This is a genomic window from Streptomyces sp. NBC_00557, from assembly GCF_036345995.1.
Lineage (GTDB): Bacteria > Actinomycetota > Actinomycetes > Streptomycetales > Streptomycetaceae > Streptomyces.
Genome location: NZ_CP107796.1, coordinates 2,760,652 through 2,782,490, shown reverse-complemented (window position 1 = coordinate 2,782,490; position 21,839 = coordinate 2,760,652). Strand labels below are relative to the sequence as shown.

The 21,839-nt window shown below is 71.8% G+C and carries 22 protein-coding genes and 1 pseudogene; 13 read left to right on the top strand and 10 right to left on the bottom strand.

What is annotated here, in order from left to right; genetic code table 11:
* Window positions 1–7 precede the first annotated feature (7 nt).
* From OG956_RS11510 to OG956_RS11495, 4 genes are all read left to right on the top strand, one after another.
* Window positions 8–1,183 (top strand): family 2 encapsulin nanocompartment cargo protein polyprenyl transferase, encoded by a 1,176-nt coding sequence (locus OG956_RS11510; RefSeq protein ID WP_330337861.1) that lies wholly within the window; start codon window positions 8–10, stop codon window positions 1,181–1,183.
* A 229-nt stretch (window positions 1,184–1,412) separates the two neighbouring features.
* Window positions 1,413–1,628: a hypothetical protein gene (locus tag OG956_RS11505; protein WP_330337860.1), complete on the top strand. Its 216-nt coding sequence runs from the start codon at window positions 1,413–1,415 to the stop codon at window positions 1,626–1,628.
* 44 nt (window positions 1,629–1,672) lie between these two features.
* The gene (locus OG956_RS11500; protein ID WP_330337859.1) at window positions 1,673–2,119 is read left to right on the top strand and encodes a YciI family protein; all 447 of its coding nucleotides are present in this window, start codon (window positions 1,673–1,675) and stop codon (window positions 2,117–2,119) included.
* A 17-nt stretch (window positions 2,120–2,136) separates the two neighbouring features.
* Window positions 2,137–2,469 (top strand): DUF952 domain-containing protein, encoded by a 333-nt coding sequence (locus OG956_RS11495; RefSeq protein WP_330337858.1) that lies wholly within the window; start codon window positions 2,137–2,139, stop codon window positions 2,467–2,469.
* A 60-nt stretch (window positions 2,470–2,529) separates the two neighbouring features.
* Here OG956_RS11495 and OG956_RS11490 read toward each other — a convergent pair whose 3' ends face one another.
* Both OG956_RS11490 and OG956_RS11485 read right to left on the bottom strand, forming a co-directional pair.
* On the bottom strand, window positions 2,530–2,946 hold the full coding sequence (locus OG956_RS11490) for a VOC family protein (RefSeq protein WP_330337857.1): 417 nt from the start codon (window positions 2,944–2,946) through the stop codon (window positions 2,530–2,532).
* A 76-nt stretch (window positions 2,947–3,022) separates the two neighbouring features.
* On the bottom strand, window positions 3,023–3,421 hold the full coding sequence (locus tag OG956_RS11485; RefSeq protein WP_330337856.1) for a helix-turn-helix transcriptional regulator: 399 nt from the start codon (window positions 3,419–3,421) through the stop codon (window positions 3,023–3,025).
* 130 nt (window positions 3,422–3,551) lie between these two features.
* Here OG956_RS11485 and OG956_RS11480 point away from each other — a divergent pair.
* A pseudogene (locus OG956_RS11480) lies at window positions 3,552–4,015 on the top strand (rhodanese-like domain-containing protein); the annotation flags it as partial.
* A 535-nt stretch (window positions 4,016–4,550) separates the two neighbouring features.
* Here OG956_RS11480 and sodN read toward each other — a convergent pair.
* Window positions 4,551–4,946 carry a superoxide dismutase, Ni gene (gene sodN / locus OG956_RS11475; RefSeq protein WP_330337855.1) on the bottom strand — a complete coding sequence of 132 codons (396 nt, stop codon included), beginning with the start codon at window positions 4,944–4,946 and terminating at the stop codon, window positions 4,551–4,553.
* Between the two features lie 145 nt (window positions 4,947–5,091).
* Between sodN and sodX the strand changes: the two genes are divergently transcribed.
* Window positions 5,092–5,526 (top strand): nickel-type superoxide dismutase maturation protease, encoded by a 435-nt coding sequence (gene sodX / locus OG956_RS11470; protein WP_330342809.1) that lies wholly within the window; start codon window positions 5,092–5,094, stop codon window positions 5,524–5,526.
* On the opposite strand, the gene OG956_RS11465 is transcribed toward sodX, so the two are convergent.
* On the bottom strand, window positions 5,430–6,059 hold the full coding sequence (locus tag OG956_RS11465) for a CGNR zinc finger domain-containing protein (RefSeq protein WP_330337854.1): 630 nt from the start codon (window positions 6,057–6,059) through the stop codon (window positions 5,430–5,432). The genes sodX and OG956_RS11465 overlap by 97 nt on opposite strands.
* A gap of 96 nt (window positions 6,060–6,155) precedes the next feature.
* Between OG956_RS11465 and OG956_RS11460 the strand changes: the two genes are divergently transcribed.
* Entirely contained in the window at window positions 6,156–6,914 is a 759-nt protein-coding gene (locus OG956_RS11460) for a class I SAM-dependent methyltransferase (RefSeq protein WP_330337853.1), read from the top strand.
* Window positions 6,915–6,982: 68 nt separating this feature from the next.
* Here the strand turns inward: OG956_RS11460 and OG956_RS11455 are convergent, their stop codons facing one another.
* From OG956_RS11455 to OG956_RS11445, 3 genes are read right to left on the bottom strand one after another with little or no spacing between them, the layout of a single operon-like run.
* Window positions 6,983–7,735, bottom strand: coding sequence for an amino acid ABC transporter ATP-binding protein (locus OG956_RS11455; RefSeq protein WP_330342808.1), 753 nt, complete (start codon window positions 7,733–7,735; stop codon window positions 6,983–6,985).
* 53 nt (window positions 7,736–7,788) lie between these two features.
* A complete protein-coding gene (locus OG956_RS11450) occupies window positions 7,789–8,727 on the bottom strand; it encodes an amino acid ABC transporter permease (RefSeq protein ID WP_330337852.1) in 939 nt (312 codons plus the stop codon).
* Between the two features lie 32 nt (window positions 8,728–8,759).
* Window positions 8,760–9,719, bottom strand: a complete 960-nt coding sequence (locus OG956_RS11445; protein ID WP_330337851.1) for an ABC transporter substrate-binding protein — start codon at window positions 9,717–9,719, stop codon at window positions 8,760–8,762.
* A gap of 558 nt (window positions 9,720–10,277) precedes the next feature.
* Here OG956_RS11445 and OG956_RS11440 point away from each other — a divergent pair.
* The 4 genes from OG956_RS11440 (at window position 10,278) to OG956_RS11425 (ending at window position 13,545) form a co-directional block, all read left to right on the top strand.
* The gene (locus tag OG956_RS11440) at window positions 10,278–11,501 is read left to right on the top strand and encodes an NAD(P)-dependent malic enzyme (protein WP_330337850.1); all 1,224 of its coding nucleotides are present in this window, start codon (window positions 10,278–10,280) and stop codon (window positions 11,499–11,501) included.
* 195 nt (window positions 11,502–11,696) lie between these two features.
* A complete protein-coding gene (locus OG956_RS11435; RefSeq protein WP_330337849.1) occupies window positions 11,697–12,662 on the top strand; it encodes a zinc-binding dehydrogenase in 966 nt (321 codons plus the stop codon).
* Between the two features lie 107 nt (window positions 12,663–12,769).
* On the top strand, window positions 12,770–12,979 hold the full coding sequence (locus tag OG956_RS11430) for a helix-turn-helix domain-containing protein (RefSeq protein ID WP_111002852.1): 210 nt from the start codon (window positions 12,770–12,772) through the stop codon (window positions 12,977–12,979).
* Window positions 12,979–13,545, top strand: a complete 567-nt coding sequence (locus OG956_RS11425) for a Clp protease N-terminal domain-containing protein (protein WP_330337848.1) — start codon at window positions 12,979–12,981, stop codon at window positions 13,543–13,545. Before OG956_RS11430 ends, OG956_RS11425 begins: the two co-directional genes overlap by 1 nt.
* Window positions 13,546–14,093: 548 nt before the next feature.
* On the opposite strand, the gene OG956_RS11420 is transcribed toward OG956_RS11425, so the two are convergent.
* Window positions 14,094–15,155: a PadR family transcriptional regulator gene (locus OG956_RS11420; RefSeq protein WP_330337847.1), complete on the bottom strand. Its 1,062-nt coding sequence runs from the start codon at window positions 15,153–15,155 to the stop codon at window positions 14,094–14,096.
* 1 nt (window position 15,156) lies between these two features.
* Window positions 15,157–16,167, bottom strand: a complete 1,011-nt coding sequence (locus OG956_RS11415) for a DUF4097 family beta strand repeat-containing protein (RefSeq protein ID WP_330337846.1) — start codon at window positions 16,165–16,167, stop codon at window positions 15,157–15,159.
* A gap of 155 nt (window positions 16,168–16,322) precedes the next feature.
* Here OG956_RS11415 and OG956_RS11410 point away from each other — a divergent pair, with 155 nt between their 5' ends.
* A complete protein-coding gene (locus tag OG956_RS11410) occupies window positions 16,323–17,315 on the top strand; it encodes a hypothetical protein (protein ID WP_330337845.1) in 993 nt (330 codons plus the stop codon).
* A gap of 300 nt (window positions 17,316–17,615) precedes the next feature.
* Complete coding sequence (locus OG956_RS11405; RefSeq protein WP_018544467.1) at window positions 17,616–17,795, top strand: DUF6104 family protein; 180 nt, start codon at window positions 17,616–17,618, stop codon at window positions 17,793–17,795.
* A gap of 145 nt (window positions 17,796–17,940) precedes the next feature.
* Here OG956_RS11405 and OG956_RS11400 read toward each other — a convergent pair whose 3' ends face one another.
* Window positions 17,941–21,747: a multifunctional oxoglutarate decarboxylase/oxoglutarate dehydrogenase thiamine pyrophosphate-binding subunit/dihydrolipoyllysine-residue succinyltransferase subunit gene (locus OG956_RS11400; RefSeq protein ID WP_330337844.1), complete on the bottom strand. Its 3,807-nt coding sequence runs from the start codon at window positions 21,745–21,747 to the stop codon at window positions 17,941–17,943.
* Between the last annotated feature and the right edge of the window lie 92 nt (window positions 21,748–21,839).

The following is a 21,839-nucleotide window of genomic DNA, read 5'->3' as shown; positions in this document are numbered from 1 at the left end:
GGGAGACATGGCGGAGTTCATGACGGAGACCGAACGGCGTTCCCCCGCCGTGCCGCACCCGGGCACGGCGGGGGAACAGCGGGCAGGGACCGGCGACGCCGGTGCCGGCCCGCTCGACGGGCACACCGAGGGACAGCGCGAAGGGCACCCCGGCACACCGGAGGCGGCGGTGCTGCTCGAGCGGACCCGGGCCGCCGTCGACCCCGAGCTGCGCGCGGCCCTCACCTCGCTGCCCGGCCCCCTGCGCCGTATCGCGCTCTACCACTTCGGCTGGCAGAACGCGGACGGCACCCCGGCGGCCGGCAACGCGGGCAAGGCGATCCGGCCCGCGCTCGTCCTCGCGGCGGCCGCGGCCCTCGGCGGACCGGCGGCCCGTACGGCGGCGGTCCGGGCGGCGGTGGCGGTCGAACTGGTCCACAACTTCACGCTGTTGCACGACGACGTGATGGACCGGGACACCTCCCGCCGGCACCGGCCCACCGCCTGGACCGTGTTCGGCGTCGCCGACGCGATCCTCGCCGGCGACGCCCTCCAGGCGCTGGCTCTGCGGCTGCTCGCCGAGGACCCGCACCCCGCCTCCGGCCCGGCCGCGGCCCGGCTCGCGGGCTGTGTCGTGGAGCTGTGCGCCGGACAGCACACCGACACGGACATGGAGCACCGCGCGCCGGACGAGGTCACCCTCGACGAGGTGCTCGCCATGGCCGAGGCGAAGACCGGCGCCCTGCTCGGCTGCGCCTGCGCCCTCGGCGCGCTGTACGCGGGCGCCGGGGACGAGGAGGTGGCGGCGCTGGACGGCTTCGGCCGTCAGGCGGGGCTCGCCTTCCAGCTGATCGACGACGTCATCGGCATATGGGGCGACCCGCGGCACACCGGGAAGCCGGCCGGCGCCGACCTCGCGGCCCGCAAGAAGTCGCTGCCCGTGGTGGCGGCCCTCGCCTCCGGCACCGAGGCGGCGGCCGAACTCGCCGAGCTGTACGGCAAGCCGTACGTCCCGGGTGACGACGAGGGCATCGCGCGTACGGCACGGGCCGTGGAGCGGGCGGGCGGCCGGGACTGGGCGCAGGCCGAGGCGGCCGACCGGATGGCGCGCGCCGTGCAGGAGCTGTCCCGCGCGGTCCCCGCCCCGGAGGCGGCGGACGGTCTGCTGGCACTCGCCGAGTTCGTGACCCGGCGCAGCAGCTGACCCCCGCCGGCGCGGCCGGCGGAGCAGAACCCGGAGCCCGGGCGCGCGCGGATCCTGACCCCGCGCGCACCGGGCCTCCGGCCCGGCGGGCCCGCTCCGGGCGGAGCGGGCCCGCCGCTCACACGAGGTGGCCGCGGAAACTCCCCGGGACCGTCCGGAGCATCGAGGGGTCGAGGGCCGCGCGGTTTCGGCGACGCGCCGGATCACCGCCCGTCCTACCCTTGGGGACATGGACAGCGAGGACCACGTCTGTCCCGTCTGCGGGCAGCCCGTCGACACGGTCGTGGGACGGCGCAAGACGCTGGGCGCCTGGGTACCGGTCTGGGGTCCGGGCCCCTGCCGCAACCCCGACTGCGCGGCCTCCCGGGAGCCTGCCGGGCCCACCGCCCGGGCCGACGGAACCGGTCAGCCGCGCCCCGGCGGTTCCGCGGCCGGGACCTCCTGAGCCGTGCCGCCCGCCGAGTGGGTTCGAGCCGACGGAGGGGCGCCATGAGGTACCTGGTGATGGTGCAGGGCACGCAGGCGGACTACGACGCGATGGCCGGCAGGCCCACCGCGCACGCTCCGTCCTGGACCCAGGTGCAGCTCAAGGCCATGTACCTGTACATGAACGCGATCAACGACGAACTGGCGGAGTCCGGGGAACTGGTCGAGGCTCGAGGGCTGGCGGAGCCCGCCCGGACCCGGCTGGTCGCGCGCGGCGAGGGCGGTGAGACCGTGATCACCGACGCCCCGTACGCAGAGACCGAGCCGCTGCCGACCGGTTACTGGGTGCTGGACTGCGCGAGCCTGGAGCGGGTCACCGAGATCGCCGAACGCGTCACCCGTTGCCCCGGCCCCGAGAGCCTGGCCGAGCATCCCGTGGTGATCCGGCCCCTCATGGAGAGCCTCGACGACGTCGGCGCGGGAACCGACCCGACCCGGCCGGGCGACTGACGCCGTAGCGTGGGCGCATGCCGAAAACGCCCCGCATCTTCCACATCACCGAGCGCTCCCTGTGGGAATCGGCCCGCGAGCGCGGCGCCTACGAGGTGTCGACCCGTGACCGCGCCCTGCAGGAGGAGGGGTTCGTCCACTTCTCCACCCGCGAACAGCTGCCGCGCATCGCCGAGGCGCTCTACGGCGGCCACGACGGCCCGGACGAGCTGGTGGTCCTGGTCGTGGACCCCGCGCTGGTCGGAGCGCCGGTGAAGTACGAGGCCGTGGAACCGGGCGGGGAGGAGTTCCCGCACGTCTACGGGCCGGTGCCGGCGGACGCCGTGGTGGAGGTGGAGCCCTGGGGATGACCGTCGAGGCGCCGCCTCAGGGCTCGGCGTGCGGGCGCGAACCTTCCGTACCCGGGGGTTTCACTCCGCGGGCCGCTGCAGGAACCTCAGCTGGTTGCCCGCCGGGTCCCGGAAGGCGCAGTCGCGCACTCCGTACGGCTGGTCCGTCGGCTCCTGGAGCACATCGGCGCCGGACGCCCGCACCCGCTCGAAGAGCGCGTCGCAGTCCTCGGTCGTGAAGATGACCCCCCTCAGCATGCCCTTGGCCAGCAGCTCCGCGAGCGCCTGCCGGTCGGCGGGGGAGGCGTCCGGGTTCGCGCCGGGCGGCTCCAGCACGATCTCGACGTCCGGCTGGAGCGGCGAGCCCAGCGTCACCCAGCGCATGCCCTCGAAGCCCACGTCGTTGCGGACCTCCAGGCCGAGCACGTCACGGTAGAACGCGAGCGCCTTGTCATGGTCGTCCACCGCGATGAAGCACTGCTTGAGTTTCACGTCCATGGCCACACGCTAGGCCCATCCGCGCGGGTGCGCGCGCGAGTCGGCGAGGCGGGCGCGGACGCCGAAGGGCGGGGGCTCAGTAGGGCCTGCGGCGGGGGCGGGTGAACGTACGGGCCACGCAGGACGGGATCACCGCGCTCTCCTGGTGGTCGCGGGCCCGGTAGGCGCTCGGCGTCTCCCCGACCAGCTCGGTGAAGCGGGAGCTGAAGGAGCCGAGCGACGTACAGCCCACGGCCAGGCAGACCTCGGTGACCGTGAGGTCGCCCCGCCGCAGCAGCGCCTTCGCCCGCTCGATCCTGCGGGTCATCAGATAGCTGTACGGCGTCTCCCCGAAGGCCTTGCGGAAGCTGCGCTGGAAGTGGCCCGGGGACATGTGGGCGCCGCGGGCCAGCTCGGTCATGTCGAGCGGCTCGGCGTACTCCCGGTCCATGCGGTCGCGCACCCGCCGCAGCCGTCTGAGGTCGTCCAGGGTCACGTCCACAGCTTGGCACACGGCACCGACAGCGCGGTACGGACCGATTGCGCACCGCAACGCACCGGTCACGCGACCCCGGCAGCGACCGTCTCCGTGTCCGTCGACCCCATCTGCGCGGATCTTCGCTGTGGGGCGCCACAACATCTCCCTCGACCACCTCGACGCCGCCCTGCCCGCCCTGAAGCCCGCCGCAGACCGCGGTGACCTCCTCCTCGTGTGCGCCTCCGGCGCCCGTTCCGCGACCGCCTGCCGGCGCCTGGCCGACCAGGGCGTCACCCCCCCGGGGCGACTCTCACCGGCGGCACCACCGCCTGGACACAGCTCGGCCACGACATCCACCGGCCCGCCGGCGCCCGCACTCCCTGGGCCATGGACCGCCAGGTCCGCCTCGCCGCCGGAACGCTGGTCCTGACCGGCCTGATCGCCGGACGACGCTGGAACGCGGCCCGCCGGCTCTCCGCGGGCGTCGCCGGCGGTCTGGTCTTCTCCGCCCTCACCGACACCTGCGGCCTGGCCAAGGTCCTCGCCAAGCTCCCCCACAACCAGCCGGAGGGCACGGACCTGAACGCCACCCTCGCCCGGCTGACCGGCTGACCGGCTGACGCCGCAGCCGCGAGGGACCGCTCGCGGCGCCACGACGGACCCCGGCCGTGGCAGGCGGGCCCCGCGGCCGCTCTCGCGAACGCGGCCGGTGCCGGGCGTCCGTCTCGTCGTCGTCGAGCCGGGCGGCGCCGGCGCGTGCCGTGCCCTCTCGCCGCCGCCCCGGCCCAACGCCGCGCCGCCGACGACGAGTTCCACGCCGCCCGCGTGAAGCCGCCGTACACCGGCGCGGCGATCGTCATGCTCGCCGGATCCGGCTTGCGCACAGGCGAGCCGGCCGGCCGCAAGGCGCCGGACGTCGACTCCGAGGCCGGCATCGTTCGCCGTCTGTCCGCACGCCCCTCCAAGGAGGGCTGTTCACCGTGGAGATGGGCGAGCCCCTCGGCTGCCGCCGTGGAGCGACGGTGGCCGGGCGCAGAAGACCGCACCCGGCCCGCGAGGGACGCCGTGCTCGGCGGGCTGCGGACCGGGTGCGGACGGGAAGACCTGGCGACCAGGAAAATCGCAGGTCAATAGGCGTAATCCAAGATCAGGCCTTCTTGGTCTCCCAGAAGATCTTGTCGATCTGGGCGATGTAGTCCAGAGCCTTCTGGCCCGTCGCCGGGTCGGTGGACGCCTTGGCGGCCGAGAGGGCCTTCAGGGTGTCGTTGACCAGCTGGTGCAGCTCCGGGTACTTCTCGAAGTGCGGGGCCTTGAAGTAGTCGCTCCACAGGACGGAGACGTGGTGCTTGGCCAGCTCCGCGCGCTGCTCCTTGATGACGGTGGCACGCGCCTGGTAGTGGGGGTCGTCGTTGCCGGCCATCTTCTCCTGGATGGCCTTCACCGACTCCGCCTCGATGCGGGCCTGGGCCGGGTCGTACACGCCGCAGGGCAGGTCGCAGTGGGCGCTGACCTTGACCTTGGGGGCAAACAGGCGGGAAAGCATGGAGCATTCCTTCCTCGTGATCGTCTTCTCAGGTGCGACATTACTCCCTGGGGAAGGCGATTTCTCGGGTGCCCCCTAGGGCTTAGGACAAAAGTCCAGGGTCAGACTGAGACTGGTGGAGGATCGGACCGGGGAGGTGCCGGGCATGCCGGAGCTGTCGCAGGAGACGGAGCGGGGGAGGGCCGTTGCGCCGTTCGGACTGGCCGAGGTGACGGGTCCGTCCATGGTGCCCACGCTCCTTCACGGGGACCGGCTGCTGGTGCAGTACGGGGCCCTGGTCAGGCCGGGAGACGTCGTCGTCCTGCGTCATCCGTTCCAGCAGGACCTGCTCGTCGTCAAGCGCGCGGTGGAGCGCCGCGACGGCGGCTGGTGGGTGCGCGGGGACAACCCGTACGCGGGCGGGGACAGCACGGACTACGGGGTCGTGCCCGACGAGCTGATCCTCGGGCGCGCGCGCTTCCGGTACCGGCCGCTGCCCGGCGGTCAGCGCTCGCCGCTCGCGCTGGTGCGCTGGGCGCTCTCCGCGGCGAGGCCGCTGCTGCCCGACCGGTCGGCCTCCAGGCGCTTGCGGGCCCGGTAGGCGGCCACGTTGGCGCGGGTGGCGCAGCGGTCGGAGCAGTAGCGCCGGGAGCGGTTGGTGGAGGTGTCCAGGAAGGCGTTGCGGCAGGGAGCCGCCTCGCACAGGCCCAGGCGGTCCACGCCGTACTCGGTGAGGTGGAAGGCCAGGCCCATCGCGGCGATCGCCGCGTAGCCCGCGGTCGCGTTCGACGGGTGGTCGGCGAGGTGCATGTGCCACAGCGGGCGGCCGTCCTCGTCCCGGTAGTCGTGGCCGGAGATCTGCGGCGAGACCGGGAACTCCAGCAGCAGGGAGTTCAGCAGGTCCACCGCGAGGGTCTCGTCGCCCTTGTCGGCGGCCTCGAAGACCGCGCGCAGCCGCGCCCGCACCGAGCGGAAGCGGGTCACATCGGCGTCGGTGGCGCGGCGCGCCGCCGACGCGTTGGCCCCGAAGAGGTCGCGGACGGCCTCGACCGAGGTCAACGAGTCCTTGCCCCGGACCGGTTCCTCGCTGTTGACGAGACGGACGGCGTAATCCGAGTAATAGGCCAGTTCCACTTGTAGTCCTTACGAGGGCGCTTTATGGTCGTGTCTGCGGTCGGTAACAGCCGGTCGTGCTTCCAGGGTATTACGCAGACGAGGGGGACAGGCTTCATGACGACGACTACGGGCACCGACTGGGCCGCGTGGCAGGAGAGCTGGGACCGGCAGCAGGAGTGGTACATGCCGGACCGCGAGGAGCGCTTCCGGATCATGCTCGACATGGTCGAGGCGCTGGTGGGCACGGCCCCGCGCGTGCTCGACCTCGCCTGCGGCACCGGCAGCATCACCGCCCGGCTGCTGAGGCGCTTCCCGCAGGCCACGAGCACCGGCGTCGACCTCGACCCGGCGCTGCTCGCCATCGCGCGCGGCACCTTCGAGGGCGACAAACGCGTCCGTCTGGTCACCGCCGACCTCAAGGACCCCGACTGGACGCGGCGGCTGCCGTACGACTCGTACGACGCCGTGCTGACCGCCACGGCCCTGCACTGGCTGCACAGCGAACCCCTCGCGACCCTCTACGGCCAGGTCGCGGGGCTGGTCCGCGACGGCGGTGTCTTCATGAACGCGGACCACATGATCGACGACAGCACGCCCCGGATCAACGCGGCCGAGCGGGCCCAGCGCCACGCACGCATGGATCAGGCCAAGCGGGACGGCGCCCTGGACTGGGCCGAGTGGTGGCAGCTCGCGGCCGAGGACCCGGTCCTCGCCGAGCCCACCGCCCGCCGCTTCGAGATCTACGGCGAGCACGCCGACGGAGACACGCCGAGCGCGGCCTGGCACGCGCGCGTGCTGCGGGAGAAGGGCTTCGCGGAGGCCCGGCCGGTGTGGTGCTCGCCCTCCGACACGCTGCTGCTCGCCCTCAAGTAGCGGCCGGCCCGGGCACGCGAAAAGGGGCGGCACGCGCATGGCGTGCCGCCCCTCGCCGTGCCTGCCCGCTACAGCACCTTGGACAGGAAGGACTGGGTCCGCTCGTGCTGAGGGTTCGTCAGGACGTCGCGGGGGTGGCCCGACTCGACCACCACGCCCTCGTCCATGAACACCAGGCTGTCGCCCACCTCGCGGGCGAAGCCCATCTCATGGGTGACGACGACCATGGTCATGCCCGACTCGGCGAGGTCCCGCATGACGTCCAGGACGTCGCCCACCAGCTCCGGGTCGAGGGCCGAGGTCGGCTCGTCGAACAGCATCAGCTTCGGGTCCATCGCGAGCGCACGGGCGATCGCCACCCGCTGCTGCTGGCCGCCGGAGAGCTGCGAGGGGTAGTGCCCGGCCCGGTCGGCCAGGCCCACGCGCTCCAGCAGGGCCATCGCCCGCTCCCGCGCCTCGGCCTTGCTCCGGCCCTTGACCTGCACCGGCGCCTCCATGACGTTCTCCAGCGCCGTCATGTGCGGGAACAGGTTGAAGCGCTGGAAGACCATGCCGATGTCCCGGCGCTTCATGGCGACCTCGCGGTCGCGCAGCTCGTAGAGCTTGTCGCCCTGCTGGCGGTAGCCGACCAGTTCGCCGTCGACGTACAGCCGGCCGGCGTTGATCTTCTCCAGGTGGTTGATGCACCGCAGGAAGGTCGACTTGCCGGAACCGGAGGGGCCGATCAGGCAGAACACCTCGCCCGGCTTCACCTCCAGGTCGATGCCCTTGAGCACCTCGACGTGGCCGAAGGACTTGTGCACGCCCTGCGCCTTGACCATGGGGACCGAGCCCTTGGACGGCACGGTGTCCTGCGTCTTGCCCGGCTTGCCGGTCATGCCATGCCTCCCTTCGGGCGGCCGAGGGAGAACATGTTCGCCCTCACCTTCTGCCACGGCGTCGGCGGCAGCTGGCGGCTGGAGCCGCGGGCGTAGTAGCGCTCGATGTAGTACTGGCCGACGCTCAGGACGGACGTCATGATCAGGTACCAGGCCGCGGCGAGAAAGTACATCTCCACCGGGGCGCCGGAGTTCTGGCCGATGTCCTGGGCGTAACGGAACAGTTCGGGATACTGGACGGCCGCCACGAGCGAGGTCGTCTTCAGCATGTTGATGACCTCGTTGCCCGTCGGCGGCACGATCACGCGCATCGCCTGCGGGATGATCACCCGGCGCAGCGTCTTGCCGTGGCTCATGCCGAGCGCGTGGGCCGCCTCGGTCTGGCCCTCGTCCACCGCGAGCAGGCCCGCCCGGCAGATCTCGGCCATGTACGCCGCCTCGTTCAGACCCAGGCCGAGCAGCGCCGTCAGCAGCGGCGTCATGAAGTTCGACCAGTAGTCCTTGTAGAACGGCATCAGGTTGATGTACTCGAAGACCAGGCCCAGGTTGAACCACAGGAACAGCTGGACCAGGACCGGGGTGCCGCGGAAGAACCAGATGTAGAACCAGGCGATGGACGAGGTCACCGGGTTCTTCGACAGCCGCATGACGGCGAGGACGATGCCGCCGACGATGCCGATCAGCATCGACAGGACCGTCAGCAGCAGCGTCTTGGAGACGCCGGTCATGATCCGGTGGTCGAAGAAGTAGTCCGGTACCGCGTGCCAGTTGATCCTGCCCTGGCCGAAGGCGTAGACGATCGCGACGAGGATCGCGATGGCTATGAGGGCGGAAACGTACCGCCCGTAGTGGCGGACCGGGATGGCCTTGATGGCCTCCGGGCCGCCGGCCGGGGGAGCGCTCTCCTGCCCGGCCGTCTTCTCGGTGTCAGTCACGGGTGGTGCCTCTCAGTGGCCGCCGGTGCGGGTCACTTGCCGCCGTTGATCACGGACTCCTTGACGGCGCCGTCCTGGGCGCCCCACTTCTTGAGGATCTTCGCGTACTCGCCGTTCTTGATGATCGCGTTCATCGCGGCCTGCAGCGCGTCGCGCAGCTGGGTGTCCTTCTTCGCCACGGCGATGCCGTACGGGGCCGCCTCGACCTGCTGGCCGACGATCTGGAAGTCCTTGCCGCCACCGGAGGTCTTCACCGCGTACGCGGCGACCGGGAAGTCGGAGGAGGCCGCGTCCACACCGCCCGAGCGCAGCCGGGTCTGGGACTGCTGGTCGTCGTCGAAGGGCTCGATGGTGAGCTTCTTGCCGCTCGGACACTTCTTGGCCTCCTGCTTGGCCAGGTCCTCCGAGACGGTGCCGCGCTCGACGGCGATCTTCTTGCCGCACAGGTCCGACCAGCCCGCGATGCCCTGGGTTTCGCCCTTGCGGGTGTAGATGGAGACGCCGGCGGTCAGGTAGTCGACGAAGTCGACGCCCTCGCCGACCTTCTTGCCCGTGTCCGGGTCGACGCCCTCCTGGCGGTTCTTGTTGTCCGTCATCGCCGACATCGCGATGTCGTAGCGGCCGGAGCGCAGACCGGTGAGCAGCGCGTCGAACGTGCCGTTCTGGAACTCCAGCTTCACGCCGAGCTGCTTGCCCATGGCCGCGGCCAGGTCCGGGTCCAGGCCGACGGCCTTGCCGGAGGAGTCCTTGAACTCCACGGGCGCGTACGCGATGTCCGAGCCGACCTCGATCCTGCCCTTGTCCCGGATCTCCTTGGGGAGCTTGCCGGCCAGCGGCGCGGAGGCCGTCGACGCGCTGCCGGAGCCCTTGCTGCTGTCCTTGGTCTGGTCACCGCAGCCGGTGAGCAGCAGGGCGCTGGCGACCGCGATCGCACCGGCCGCTGCCAGACGGGAGCGTGCAGCGGTCGTACGACGGGTGGAGCTTGCGGTCATCGTGGTTCCTCCGGCGGCTGGGAAGACGTGCGATGGGTCGGCGAGAACACACACCTTCGGGTGTCGCGACCTCGCGGGTTTACGGCATCTTGCCATTCGGACTACGCCATCCAGGTGTGTCCCCATGTCAAAATCGGATAACGGGTCACCCCCGAACCGCCCCAGTTCGGTACATCCTTGGTCGTTCACCACCGAACCATCTGCGGAACCCCAGTCCTCCGGCCGGAAAATCTTCGGTGCATCTCACGATGCGGTCAGCGCATGCGTCCGCATACCGGTGTCTCACGTGTGCTTGTCGCGGCCGTCAGCCGCGCGTCATCTCCGTGTGGCTTTCTGGTTCGGAGATGTGACCTTGCACCTAATGGACTCGTCGTGAGCGCCGTCCGTCCGGTAAGAAGGTTCTTTACACCCCTCATCCGGGGCTCAGGGCGCGTGTGCGGCGCGCCCGTCGCGTACGGCCCGTACGTATCAGCAAATTCGGGCGGTACGCGGTGCCCGCCCACCCCTCACCAGGAGTGGTCGACCCTCAAACCATGCATACCTAAGGGGTACAACGAAGTGGCAGCGGAGATCGTCAATCCTCGCAGCGACAGCAAAACGGACCAGGACGGCGGGGCCGAGCCCCTCGATTCCTTCGATCCGGCGTTCGCGCTGCACCGCGGCGGCAAGATGGCCGTGCAGGCCACTGTGCCGGTCCGCGACAAGGACGACCTTTCCCTCGCGTACACGCCCGGCGTCGCGCGCGTGTGCACCGCGATCGCGGAGCAGCCGGAGCTTGTCAACGACTACACATGGAAGTCCTCCGTGGTCGCCGTCGTCACCGACGGCACGGCCGTGCTCGGACTCGGGGACATCGGTCCCGAGGCCTCCCTCCCGGTGATGGAGGGCAAGGCCATCCTGTTCAAGCAGTTCGGCGGCGTCGACGCGGTCCCGATCGCGCTCGACTGCACCGAGGTGGACGACATCGTCGAGACCGTCGTCCGGCTCGCCCCGTCCTTCGGCGGAGTGAACCTGGAGGACATCTCGGCGCCCCGGTGCTTCGAGATCGAGCGCCGGCTGCAGGAGCGTCTGGACATCCCGGTCTTCCACGACGACCAGCACGGTACGGCCGTCGTGACGCTCGCCGCGCTGCGGAACGCGGCACGGCTCAGCGGCCGGGAGATCGGTCAGCTGCGGGCCGTCATCTCGGGCGCCGGCGCGGCCGGTGTCGCCATCGCCAGGATGCTGGTCGAGGCCGGCATCGGCGACGTGGCGGTGGCGGACCGCAAGGGCGTCGTGTCCGCCGACCGGGAGGACCTCACCCCGGTCAAGCGCGAGCTCGCCGGGTTCACCAACAAGGCCGGCGTCACCGGCTCGCTGGAGGACGCCCTCGCGGGCGCCGACGTCTTCATCGGCGTCTCCGGCGGCACGGTCGCGGAGAAGGCCGTCGCCTCCATGGCCGAGGGCGCCTTCGTGTTCGCGATGGCCAACCCGAACCCCGAGGTGCACCCGGACGTCGCCCACAAGTACGCGGCGGTCGTCGCCACCGGGCGGTCCGACTTCCCCAACCAGATCAACAACGTGCTGGCGTTCCCGGGCATCTTCGCGGGCGCGCTGCAGGTGCGGGCCACCCGGATCACCGAGGGGATGAAGATCGCTGCGGCTGAGGCGCTGGCCGCGGTGGTCGGTGACGACCTCGCCGCCGACTATGTGATTCCCTCGCCGTTCGACGAGCGGGTTGCTCCGGCGGTCACGGCGGCGGTTGCGGCTGCGGCGCGGGCCGAGGGCGTTGCCCGTCGCTGACGTTGCGCTCAATGGCCCCGTCCGTCTGGGCGGGGCCATTGCTTTCCCGTCCGCCCGCCCGAACCCGGCGTTGCCAAGGTGCCCTTCGGCGGCGTCGGGGGCGGCCTGCGCTGGATGGGTGGCCCTGCGCAAGAGGGTAAGTGTCACAGGCCCCCGCGGTTCCGCTCGCTGATCAGCGCACCTATCGTCGGCTGCATGTTCGCTGTCTACGCCGCCCGAATCGACCGCGACCAGCCGCTCACCGGCCTGGAGTTGGGGGAGCGTCCGGCCCCCGAGGCACGGCCCGGCTGGAGCACGATCGATGTGCGCGCCGCCTCCCTCAACCACCACGACCTCTGGTCCCTCAAGGGCGTCGGCCTGTCGGAGGACCGGCTGCCGATGATCCTCGGCTGTGACGCCGCCGGAATCGACGAGGACGGCAACGAGGTCGTCCTGCACTCCGTCATCGGCCAGACCGGCCACGGCGTCGGCCCGAACGAGCCGCGCTCCATCCTCACCGAGCGCTACCAGGGCACCTTCGCCGAGCAGGTGGCCGTCCCGACCTGGAACGTGCTGCCCAAGCCCAAGGAGCTGTCCTTCGCCGAGGCCGCCTGTCTGCCGACGGCCTGGCTGACGGCTTATCGGATGCTGTTCACCAACGCCGGGGTACGGCCCGGCGACTCGGTGCTCGTGCAGGGCGCGGGCGGCGGTGTCGCCACGGCCGCCATCGTGCTCGGCAAGGCGGCGGGCCTGCGGGTCTTCGCCACCAGCCGCGACGAGGCCAAGCGGAAGCGGGCCCTGGAGCTGGGTGCGGTGGAGGCGGTGGAGCCGGGGGCGCGGCTGCCGCAGCGGGTGGACGCCGTCATCGAGACCGTCGGCGCCGCCACCTGGTCCCACTCGGTGAAGTCGCTGCGGCCCGGCGGCACGATCGTCATCTCCGGCGCCACCAGCGGCGACCGGCCCTCGCACGCCGAGCTGACCCGGATCTTCTTCCTCGAGCTGAAGGTCGTCGGCTCCACCATGGGCACCAAGGACGAGCTGGAGGACCTGCTCTCCTTCTGCGCGGCGACCGGCGTCCGGCCCGTCATCGACGAGGAACTGCCGCTGGACCGGGCCCGCGAGGGCTTCGAACGCCTCGCGTCCGGCGAGCAGTTCGGGAAGATCGTGCTCACCCACTCCTGACTGCTGTCGGAGGTTCAAGGCGGGCCGGGGTGCTCCGGCCCGCCTTTTCCGCGCCCCGCTCGTCAACCCTGGTTGACACTCGCCACGTGTCAACGTAAGTTGACACCATGACCGAGGCAACCGATCTCGCCGAGCGCGCCGGCGACCGTGATCCGCGGGTGGGGCTGCGCGCCGTGGCCGCGCTGCGCAGGCTGCTGGAGCAGCTGGAGGCGGTGCAGGTGCGCAGTGCGCGCAATCAGGGCTGGTCGTGGCAGGAGATCGCCGCGGAGCTCGGCGTCAGCAGGCAGGCCGTGCACAAGAAACACGGGAGGCAGTGATGTTCGAACGCTTCACCAAGGACGCCCGCGAGGTCGTGAAAGGCGCGTTCCCCCACTGCGAGAAGACGGGCGAGCGGACCGTCGGCGCGGAGCACCTGCTGCTCGCCCTGTTCGACCGCGAGGGCGGCCGCGCCTCCTTCGCCCTGGGCGCGCTCGGGCTCTCCGGCCGCCGGGCGACCGTACGGCAGGCGCTGGAGGAGGCACGGCGGCGCGGCGGGCTGTCCCGGGCCGACACGGACGCGCTGGCGGGGCTGGGGATCGACGTGTCCGAGATCGTCGCCCGGGTCGAGGAGGCGCACGGTGTCGGCGCGCTGTCCGGTGACCCGGAGCACCGGCACCGGCGGCAGGCCCGCCGGCCGGGCTTCGGCCGGGACGCCAAGGCCGCCCTGGAGAAGGCGTTGCGCGTCGCCGTCGGCCGGCGCGACCGGCACATCGGCGACGAGCACCTCCTGCTGGCCCTGACCGTCCTGCCCGGGCCGACGAGCGAGGTGCTGGCGGACCACGGCGTGACGTACGCCGCGCTCAACCGCGTCCTGTACGGCAGGCAGGAGACCCAGACCGGCTGACACGCCGACTGGCCTGGGCCCACGGCGTGCCTGGCGGCGCCGATGCCTTGGCTGGCTTGGGGCACCGGCCGGCTTGGGCCCTCGGCGTGAGACTGCTGCGTCGGCGTCCTGGCCGGCTGGGGTGCCGGGCGGCCAGGGCCAGCGGCGGCCTGGTGGCGCCGATGCCTTGGTCGGCTGGGGCGCCGACTGGCCTGGGCCCCACGGCGTGAGACTGCGGCGCCGGCGTCCTGGTCGGCTGGGGCCGGGCAGTCAGGCGCAACGGTGTGTCTGGTGGCGCCGATGCCTTGATCGGCTGGGCCGGCCTGGGCCCAGGGCGTGCCTGGCGGCGCCGATGCCTTGGCTGGCAGAGGCGCCGGCTGGCCAGGCCCACGGCGTGCCTGTTGGTGCCCTGGCCGGTTGGGACGCCGACTTGCCTGCGCCACGGCGTGACTGGCGATGCCTTGGTGGGCTGAGGCGCCGGCCGGCCTGGGCTCCACGGCGTGAGACAGCGGCATGGCTGCCGGCGGCGGCCGGGACGTTCAGGGCGCCCCGGCTCCCGGGCGGGGCGGTCAGGGCTGCCGGTCGGGCTTCGGTCCGCGTAGGACTGCGGCGATGTGGGCCGCTGCCGTGGACAGGTGGCGCCGGGTGTCGCGGAGTTGGTCCGAGGTGACCCCGTGGTCGCGGGCCGCGTCGCGGATGTCGTCGCGGAAGCGGTCCAGCAGGCGGTCCAGGTCGCGGGCCGGGTCGCCGGTGAACTCCTCGTGGGCCCAGGAGGGTTCGTACTCGGCGGGGAAGTCCCCGGCCGGGAAGTACGGGGCCGATGTGACGTCGTGGTCCGGCGCGGGGCCGGTGTGCTTCGGGGCCGGTTCGCCCGAGGTACGGGAGGAGCCCCAGTACTTGCCGAAGTCGCCCAGCTCCTTGGCCAGTTCGGACAGGCCCTCGCGCAGGCCCGTGGGCCAGTCACCCTGGGCGAAGTGGTTCTGGACGCGGTCCTGGACCTGGCGGGCGATGCGCTGCATCTCCTCCTGCGCCTGGGCCCGCGCCCGCGCCTGCGCTTCCTGGGCCTGACGGCGGGCCCGCTGGGCCTCCTCGCGGGCCCGGCGGCTCTCGTCCTTGGCGCGGCGCGCCTGCTCCTTCCACTCCTGCCTGACCCGGCGCATCTCCTCCTTGGCGGCCTTCCAGGCCTCCTTGTCGGTGAGGTCGCCGTACTCCCCGAAGGGACCCGGTGCGCCGCTCCTGGTCCGGCGGGCCTCGGAGGCCGCGGCGCGCATCTCACGGCGCAGATCACCGGCCGCGCCGCGCACGTCGGCCTGTATCTCGGCGGCCAGTTCGGCGACCGACTCGCGGATCTCCAGCTCCAGATCGGCCAGCTCGCCGCTGCGGTCGGCCAGTTCGGCGCGGCCCGCGTCCGTGATGGCGTACACCTTGCGGCCGCCCTCGGTGGTGTGCCTGACCAGGCCCTCGGCCTCCAGCTTGGCCAGCCGGGGATACACCGTGCCCGCCGACGGGGCGTACAGCCCCTGGAAGCGCTCCTCGAGGAGTCTGATGACCTCGTAGCCGTGGCGGGGGGCCTCGTCGAGCAGCTTGAGCAGGTACAGGCGCAGGCGCCCGTGGGCGAAGACGGGGGGCATGTCAGAGCACCTTCTTGTCGGTCGTGCCGTCGGCCGGGGCGTCGGTGTCGGTCCCGCCGGCGCCCTGGTCGGAGACGGAATTGTCCCCCGAGGCGGACGGGGCGCCGGCGCCGGGGCCGGTGCCGGGGGGCTGCGAGGACCCGGACGGGCCGGAAGGGTCTGCGGGACCGGAGGACTCGGACTCCCACGGGGTGTCCGGCTCGTCCTCGCGCGGCGGCCGGCGCAGCAGGGCGATCGAGCCGGAGATCGTGGTGGCCTTCAGTCTGCCGGTGCCGGCGCCGAGACGGCCGGTGATCTTGTGGGCGCCCCACTGGCCGTGCACCCGCAGCCCGTCGAAGGCGTTGGAGATCGTGCCGCTGGCGGTGTTCGCCTCCACCTCGGCGTCCGCCGGATGCGGCAGGCGGATGGCGATCTCACCGGAGACGCTGGTCAGGGTGACGTCCGTCGGGCCGTCCGGGTCAAGGTCGACGATCATGGAGCCGCTGACGGAGTCGGCACGGACGGAGCGGCCGGAGCCCTCGACCACCGTCAGGTCCCCCGAGACCGAGTTGAACCGCAGGTCGCCCGTGACCGCCTGGGCCTCCAGATTCCCGGACACGGTGTCCGCGCGGACCGGGCCCGAGACGCCGACCAGAGCCGTGTCGCCGGTGACCCCCTTGACCACGGCCGGGCCGCGGATGCCGGAGACGACCGCGCCGGCGCCGATCACGCCCACCTCCACGCGGGTGTCGGCGGGGACCGCCAGGGAGACGATGGCGCTGCGCCGCCAGCCCTTGCGGTCGAGCCATTTCAGGAAGCCCTTCCAGGGCAGGTCCTCGTAGGCCACCGTGAGGGTGTCGCCCATCTGGGTCACCACCAGGGGTGGTCCCTCGATCTCCGAGATCTCCAGGCGTGCGGAACCCTCGTCCGTGCCCACCACGTTCACCGTTCCGTTGACGATGCGGACCTGCAGGTCGCTCACGCGGGTGTCGAAGGTGAGCTTCTGGGGCTCGCTGACGGACCACTCGGGCATGGGACCTCCTCGGTCGGGCAGGCTGCGCGACACGCCATATCGCGTCCTCTGTCAAACACGATATATCGTGGCTCCCGGAAGTCAAGGCACTCTTTCGTGTGAGCGCCTCCGGCCCATATCGGGCGTGATCGGGACGGGATGCCTAGCGTGTTGGCATGTCGACGCGTGCGTTCCACCGCGGCTCGCATGCCGCCTCCGCCACCGGTGCGCTGCTCCTTTGCCGGGCCCAGCCGGACTCCGTCGGCCTTCTCGTGCCGCTGCTGCGCGAGCGGATGGCGCTCACCCGGGCGGGCGAGCGGTGGAGCCTGTTGGTGCCGGAGGGCAGTCCATGGCGTGCGGACGGCGCCGGGAGCGAGCCCGTCGACCGGGTGCTCACCGGGTGGGCCTCCGCGCTCGCCGTCGGATCGTCCTGGCCCGTGCTCGCGCTGTGGTGGGACGCCGACCGGGTCGGTTACACCCTCGCCTCCGGCTTCCGCCGCCCCGTGGAGTACGTCTGGCTGGCCAACGGCACGCCGGCCGGGGAGCACGAGGCGATGCACACCTTCGCGGCGCGGCTGGGTCTGGATCCGGTACGGGATGTGCAGGCCCTGGACGCGCTGACGGCGCCGGCCTCCGACGCGGACGGCCCGGCACGGCTGCGGGGCCTGATCGCGGTCCTCGCACACGCGGGAGTCGAACTGCCGGCAGGCCTGTCCCCCGGAGAGAGCGCCGACCGACTGCTGCACGCCGTGACGGAGGCGCCGGGCGGGGTGCTGTGGGTACAGGGGGCCGACCGGGGGGAGACGGCAGGGACGGAGTCCGAGCCGGCGGCCGGGCAGAAGGACGGCGATGACGCGCGGCGGGAGGCGGTCCGGGCGGAGCCGGAACAGACGGCGGGCGAGCGGGACGGCGGCACCTGGCAGGCGGCGGTACGGCTCCGACCGGTGGCGGGGGAGCGGGACGGCGGCGGCACGGGGATCGGGGCGTGGGTGCCGGGGTCCGGGGATCCGCGGGCCCGGTGGCTCGGGATGGTGCAGGCCGGGCTGGGGCTGCCGGTGACCCTGTGGGGGATCCGGCGGCGGAGCGGCGGATGGGTGGCGGCGGGGTTGCTGCTGCTGGCGCACGGGGTGCTGGCGATGGCGTACGAGGGCACGCGCGGGCGCGTATGACGGTCTACCCGGGGTGGGGCGTGGACTGCGGCTGGACGGAGCTTGCGGAGGCGCCCGGTGCACTGAGGCCCCCCGAAGGGACGGGGAGCTGCGCGACCAGCCACAACGCACCGGCACCCGGCAACGCCCCACCGGCCCCGCTCAGACCCGCAAACCCCCAGCCCCCCAGCCCTCGGATCCCCAGGCCCCCAGCCCCCGGACCCCGTACCCCCCGACCTGCACCCGCACTGTTCCGCCCTGTCCGTTGCATACGCTGTCCCTGTAGCCACCACCGGCATGTTCACGCAGGAGACGCACCCCATGTACTTCACCGACCGCGGTATCGAGGAGTTGGAGAAGCGGCGCGGCGAGGAAGAGGTCAGCTTTGAGTGGCTGGCCGAGCAGCTGCGCACGTTCGTCGATCTGAACCCCGACTTCGAGGTGCCCGTAGAGCGGCTGGCCACCTGGCTCGCCCGGCTCGACGACGAGGACGACGAGTAGAAGCCGCACCCCGCCCGCCCCGGAGCCGCAGCCGCGCCCCAGCGGCCCCCAGGCGCCCTAATCGTCCCCGGACAAGCCAAAGGGCCCGGTCCCGAGCGAGAACTCGGTACCGGGCCCCTTGGCTGCCTCTGGCGGTCTCCGGGGCCTACGCCTCGAAGACCTCACGCACGAGCTGCTCCTGCTCGGCCTGGTGGCGCTTCGCGGAGCCCACCGCCGGCGACGAGGAGTGCGGGCGCGAGATGCGCCGCAGCCGCTCGCCGTGCGGGACGTCCGCGCCGACCGCCAGGTCCAGGTGGTCGATCAGGTTGAGCGCGATGAACGGCCAGGCACCCTGGTTCGCCGGCTCCTCCTGCGCCCACAGGTACTTCTCGGCGTTCGGGTACTTCTTGATCTCCGCCTGGAGCTCGGCACCCGGCAGCGGGTACAGCCGCTCGATGCGGATGATCGCCGTGTCCGTCGCGCCGCGCTTCTGGCGCTCGGCGTCCAGGTCGTAGTAGACCTTGCCGGCGCAGAAGACGACCTTGCGGACGGCGGCCGGGTCGACCGAGCTGTCGCCGATGACCGGGCGGAACTGGCCGCTGGTGAACTCCTCCGCCTTCGAGGCCGCGGCCTTCAGACGCAGCATCGACTTCGGGGTGAAGACGATCAGCGGCTTGTGGTGCGGGTTGTGCACCTGCCACCGCAGGAGGTGGAAGTAGTTCGACGGCAGCGTCGGCATCGCGACCGTCATGTTGTTCTGGGCGCAGAGCTGGAGGAACCGCTCCGGGCGGGCCGAGGAGTGGTCCGGGCCCTGGCCCTCGTAACCGTGCGGGAGGAGCAGGACCACACCGCTGGTCTGGCCCCACTTCTGCTCGGCCGAGGAGATGAACTCGTCGACGACCGTCTGCGCGCCGTTGGCGAAGTCGCCGAACTGCGCCTCCCACATCACGAGCGCGTCCGGGCGGGCCAGCGAGTAGCCGTACTCGAAGCCCATGGCCGCGTATTCGGAGAGCAGGGAGTTGTAGACGTTCAGGCGGGCCTGGTCGTCGGAGAGGTACTGCAGCGGGGTGTACTCCTCGCCGGTCTCCCGGTCGATCAGCACCGCGTGGCGCTGGCCGAAGGTGCCGCGCTGGGAGTCCTGGCCGGCGAGCCGGACCGGGGTGCCCTCCAGCAGCAGGGAGCCGATGGCCAGGGTCTCGCCCATGCCCCAGTCGATGGTGCCGTCCTCGACCATCGCCGCACGGCGCTGCAGCTGCGGCTGCAGACGCGGGTGGACGCTGATGCCCTCGGGGATGTTCACCTGGGACTCGGCGATCCGCTTGACGACCTCGGCGGAGACCGCGGTCGGGACCGCGACCGGGAAGCCGTCCTGCGGCGCCTGGACGTCCGCGGCGGCGGGCTGCGAGGTGGCCTCGCGGACCTCGGTGAAGACCTTCTCCAGCTGGCCCTGGTAGTCCTGCAGCGCCTGCTCGGCCTCTTCCAGGGTGATGTCGCCGCGACCGATCAGGGACTCGGTGTACAGCTTGCGCACCGAGCGCTTCTTGTCGATCAGGTCGTACATCAGCGGCTGGGTGAAGGCCGGGTTGTCCGACTCGTTGTGACCGCGGCGGCGGTAGCAGATGAGGTCGATCACCACGTCCTTGTTGAACGCCTGGCGGAACTCGAAGGCCAGACGCGCGACGCGGACCACGGCCTCCGGGTCGTCGCCGTTCACGTGGAAGATCGGGGCCTCGATCATCCTCGCCACGTCCGTCGCGTACATGGAGGAACGCGAGGACTCCGGGGCGGCGGTGAAGCCGACCTGGTTGTTGATGACGATGTGGACCGTGCCGCCGGTGCGGTAGCCGCGCAGCTGGGACATGTTCAGGGTCTCGGCCACCACGCCCTGGCCCGCGAAGGCCGCGTCGCCGTGGATCGCCACCGGCAGGACCGTGAAGTCCGTGCCGCCCTTGTTGATGATGTCCTGCTTGGCGCGGGCGACGCCCTCGAGGACCGGGTCGACGGCCTCCAGGTGGGACGGGTTCGCGACCAGGGAGACCTTGATCTGCTCGCCGTCCAGGCCGGTGAAGGTGCCCTCGGCGCCCAGGTGGTACTTCACGTCGCCGGAGCCGTGCATCGACTTCGGGTCGAGGTTGCCCTCGAACTCGCGGAAGATCTGCGCGTACGACTTGCCGACGATGTTCGCCAGCACGTTCAGGCGGCCGCGGTGGGCCATGCCGATGACGACCTCGTCGAGGCGCGACTCGGCCGCGGAGTCGATGACCGCGTCGAGCAGCGGGATGACGGACTCGCCGCCCTCCAGGGAGAAGCGCTTCTGGCCGACGTACTTGGTCTGCAGGAAGGTCTCGAAGGCCTCCGCCGCGTTCAGCCGGCGCAGGATCCGCAGCTGCTCCTCGCGCTCCATCTTGGAGTGCGGGCGCTCCACGCGGTCCTGGATCCACTTGCGCTGCTTGGGGTCCTGGATGTGCATGAACTCGATGCCGGTGGTGCGGCAGTACGAGTCGCGCAGCACGCCGAGGATGTCGCGCAGCTTCATCATCGACTTGCCGGCGAAGCCGCCGACGGCGAACTCGCGCTCCAGGTCCCACAGGGTGAGGCCGTGCTCGACGATGTCCAGGTCGGGGTGCTTGCGCTGCTTGTACTCCAGCGGGTCGGTGTCGGCCATGACGTGGCCGCGGACCCGGTAGGAGTGGATCAGCTCGAAGACGCGGGCGGCCTTGGTGACGTCGTCGTCGTGGCTGGCGTCGATGTCCCTGAGCCAGCGGACCGGCTCGTAGGGGATGCGCAGGGCCTCGAAGATGTCGTCGTAGAAGCCGTTCTCGCCCAGCAGCAGGTTGGCGACCTGGCGCAGGAACTCGCCGGAGGCGGCGCCCTGGATGACCCGGTGGTCGTAGGTCGACGTGAGCGTCATGACCTTCGAGATGCCGAGCTTGTTCAGGGTGTCCTGGCTGGTGCCCTGGAACTCCGCCGGGTAGTCCATGGAGCCGACGCCCATGATCACGGACTGGCCGGGCATCAGGCGCGGCACGGAGTGGACGGTGCCGAGGCCGCCGGGGTTGGTCAGGGAGACCGTGACGCCGGTGAAGTCGTCCATCGTCAGCTTGCCGTCGCGGGCGCGGCGGACGATGTCCTCGTAGGCCTGCCAGAACTCGAAGAAGTTCAGGGTCTCGGCCTTCTTGATGGCGGCCACGACGAGCTGGCGGTCGCCGTTGGGCTTCACCAGGTCGATGGCGAGGCCGAGGTTGATGTGCGGCGGCTTGACGAGGGTCGGCTTGCCGTCCTTCTCGCCGTACGACCAGTTCATCGACGGCATGGCCTTGATGGCCTGCACCATCGCGTACCCGATGAGGTGGGTGAAGGAGATCTTCCCGCCCCGGGCGCGCTTGAGGTGGTTGTTGATGACGATCCGGTTGTCGAACAGCAGCTTCACCGGGACCGCACGGACCGACGTGGCGGTCGGCAGCTCCAGGGAGGCGTTCATGTTCTTCGCGACGGCGGCGGCCGGGCCGCGCAGGGTGACCAGCTCCGGGCCCTCGGGGGCCTCGGGGGCTTGCGCGGCGGGGGCGGCGGCCCTGGGCTTCGGCTGGGCCGGCGCCTGTGCGGGCGTCGCCGGCTCGGCCGGGGCGGGGGCCGCGGCCTTCGCCGCGGGGGCGGGGGCCGGAGCGGGGGCCGCGGCGGGCTTCGGGGCCGCCGGAGCTGCTGCGGGGGCGGCCTGCTGGGGCTGCGGGGCCGAGGTGGGGGTCTCTGCGGCCCCCGTGGCCGCAGCACCCGCCGGAGCCGGGGTGGCAGGAGCACCGGGCTTGTAATCGGCGAAGAAGTCCCACCAGGCGCGGTCTACCGAATTCGGGTCCTGGAGGTACTGCTGATAGATCTCGTCGACGAGCCACTCGTTCGGACCGAACGCGGCTGCGGGGTTCTTCCCGGCTTGGTCGTCGGTGGAGACACTCGGGTTACTGGGGGACTGTGGCGACACGGCGGCAACCGCCCTCTTCCGCTTCACAAGGTGATGGACAGCGGGAATAAAGGCTACGCCTCCCCGGCGGCGAAGGTCAGGTCGGGCAAGGT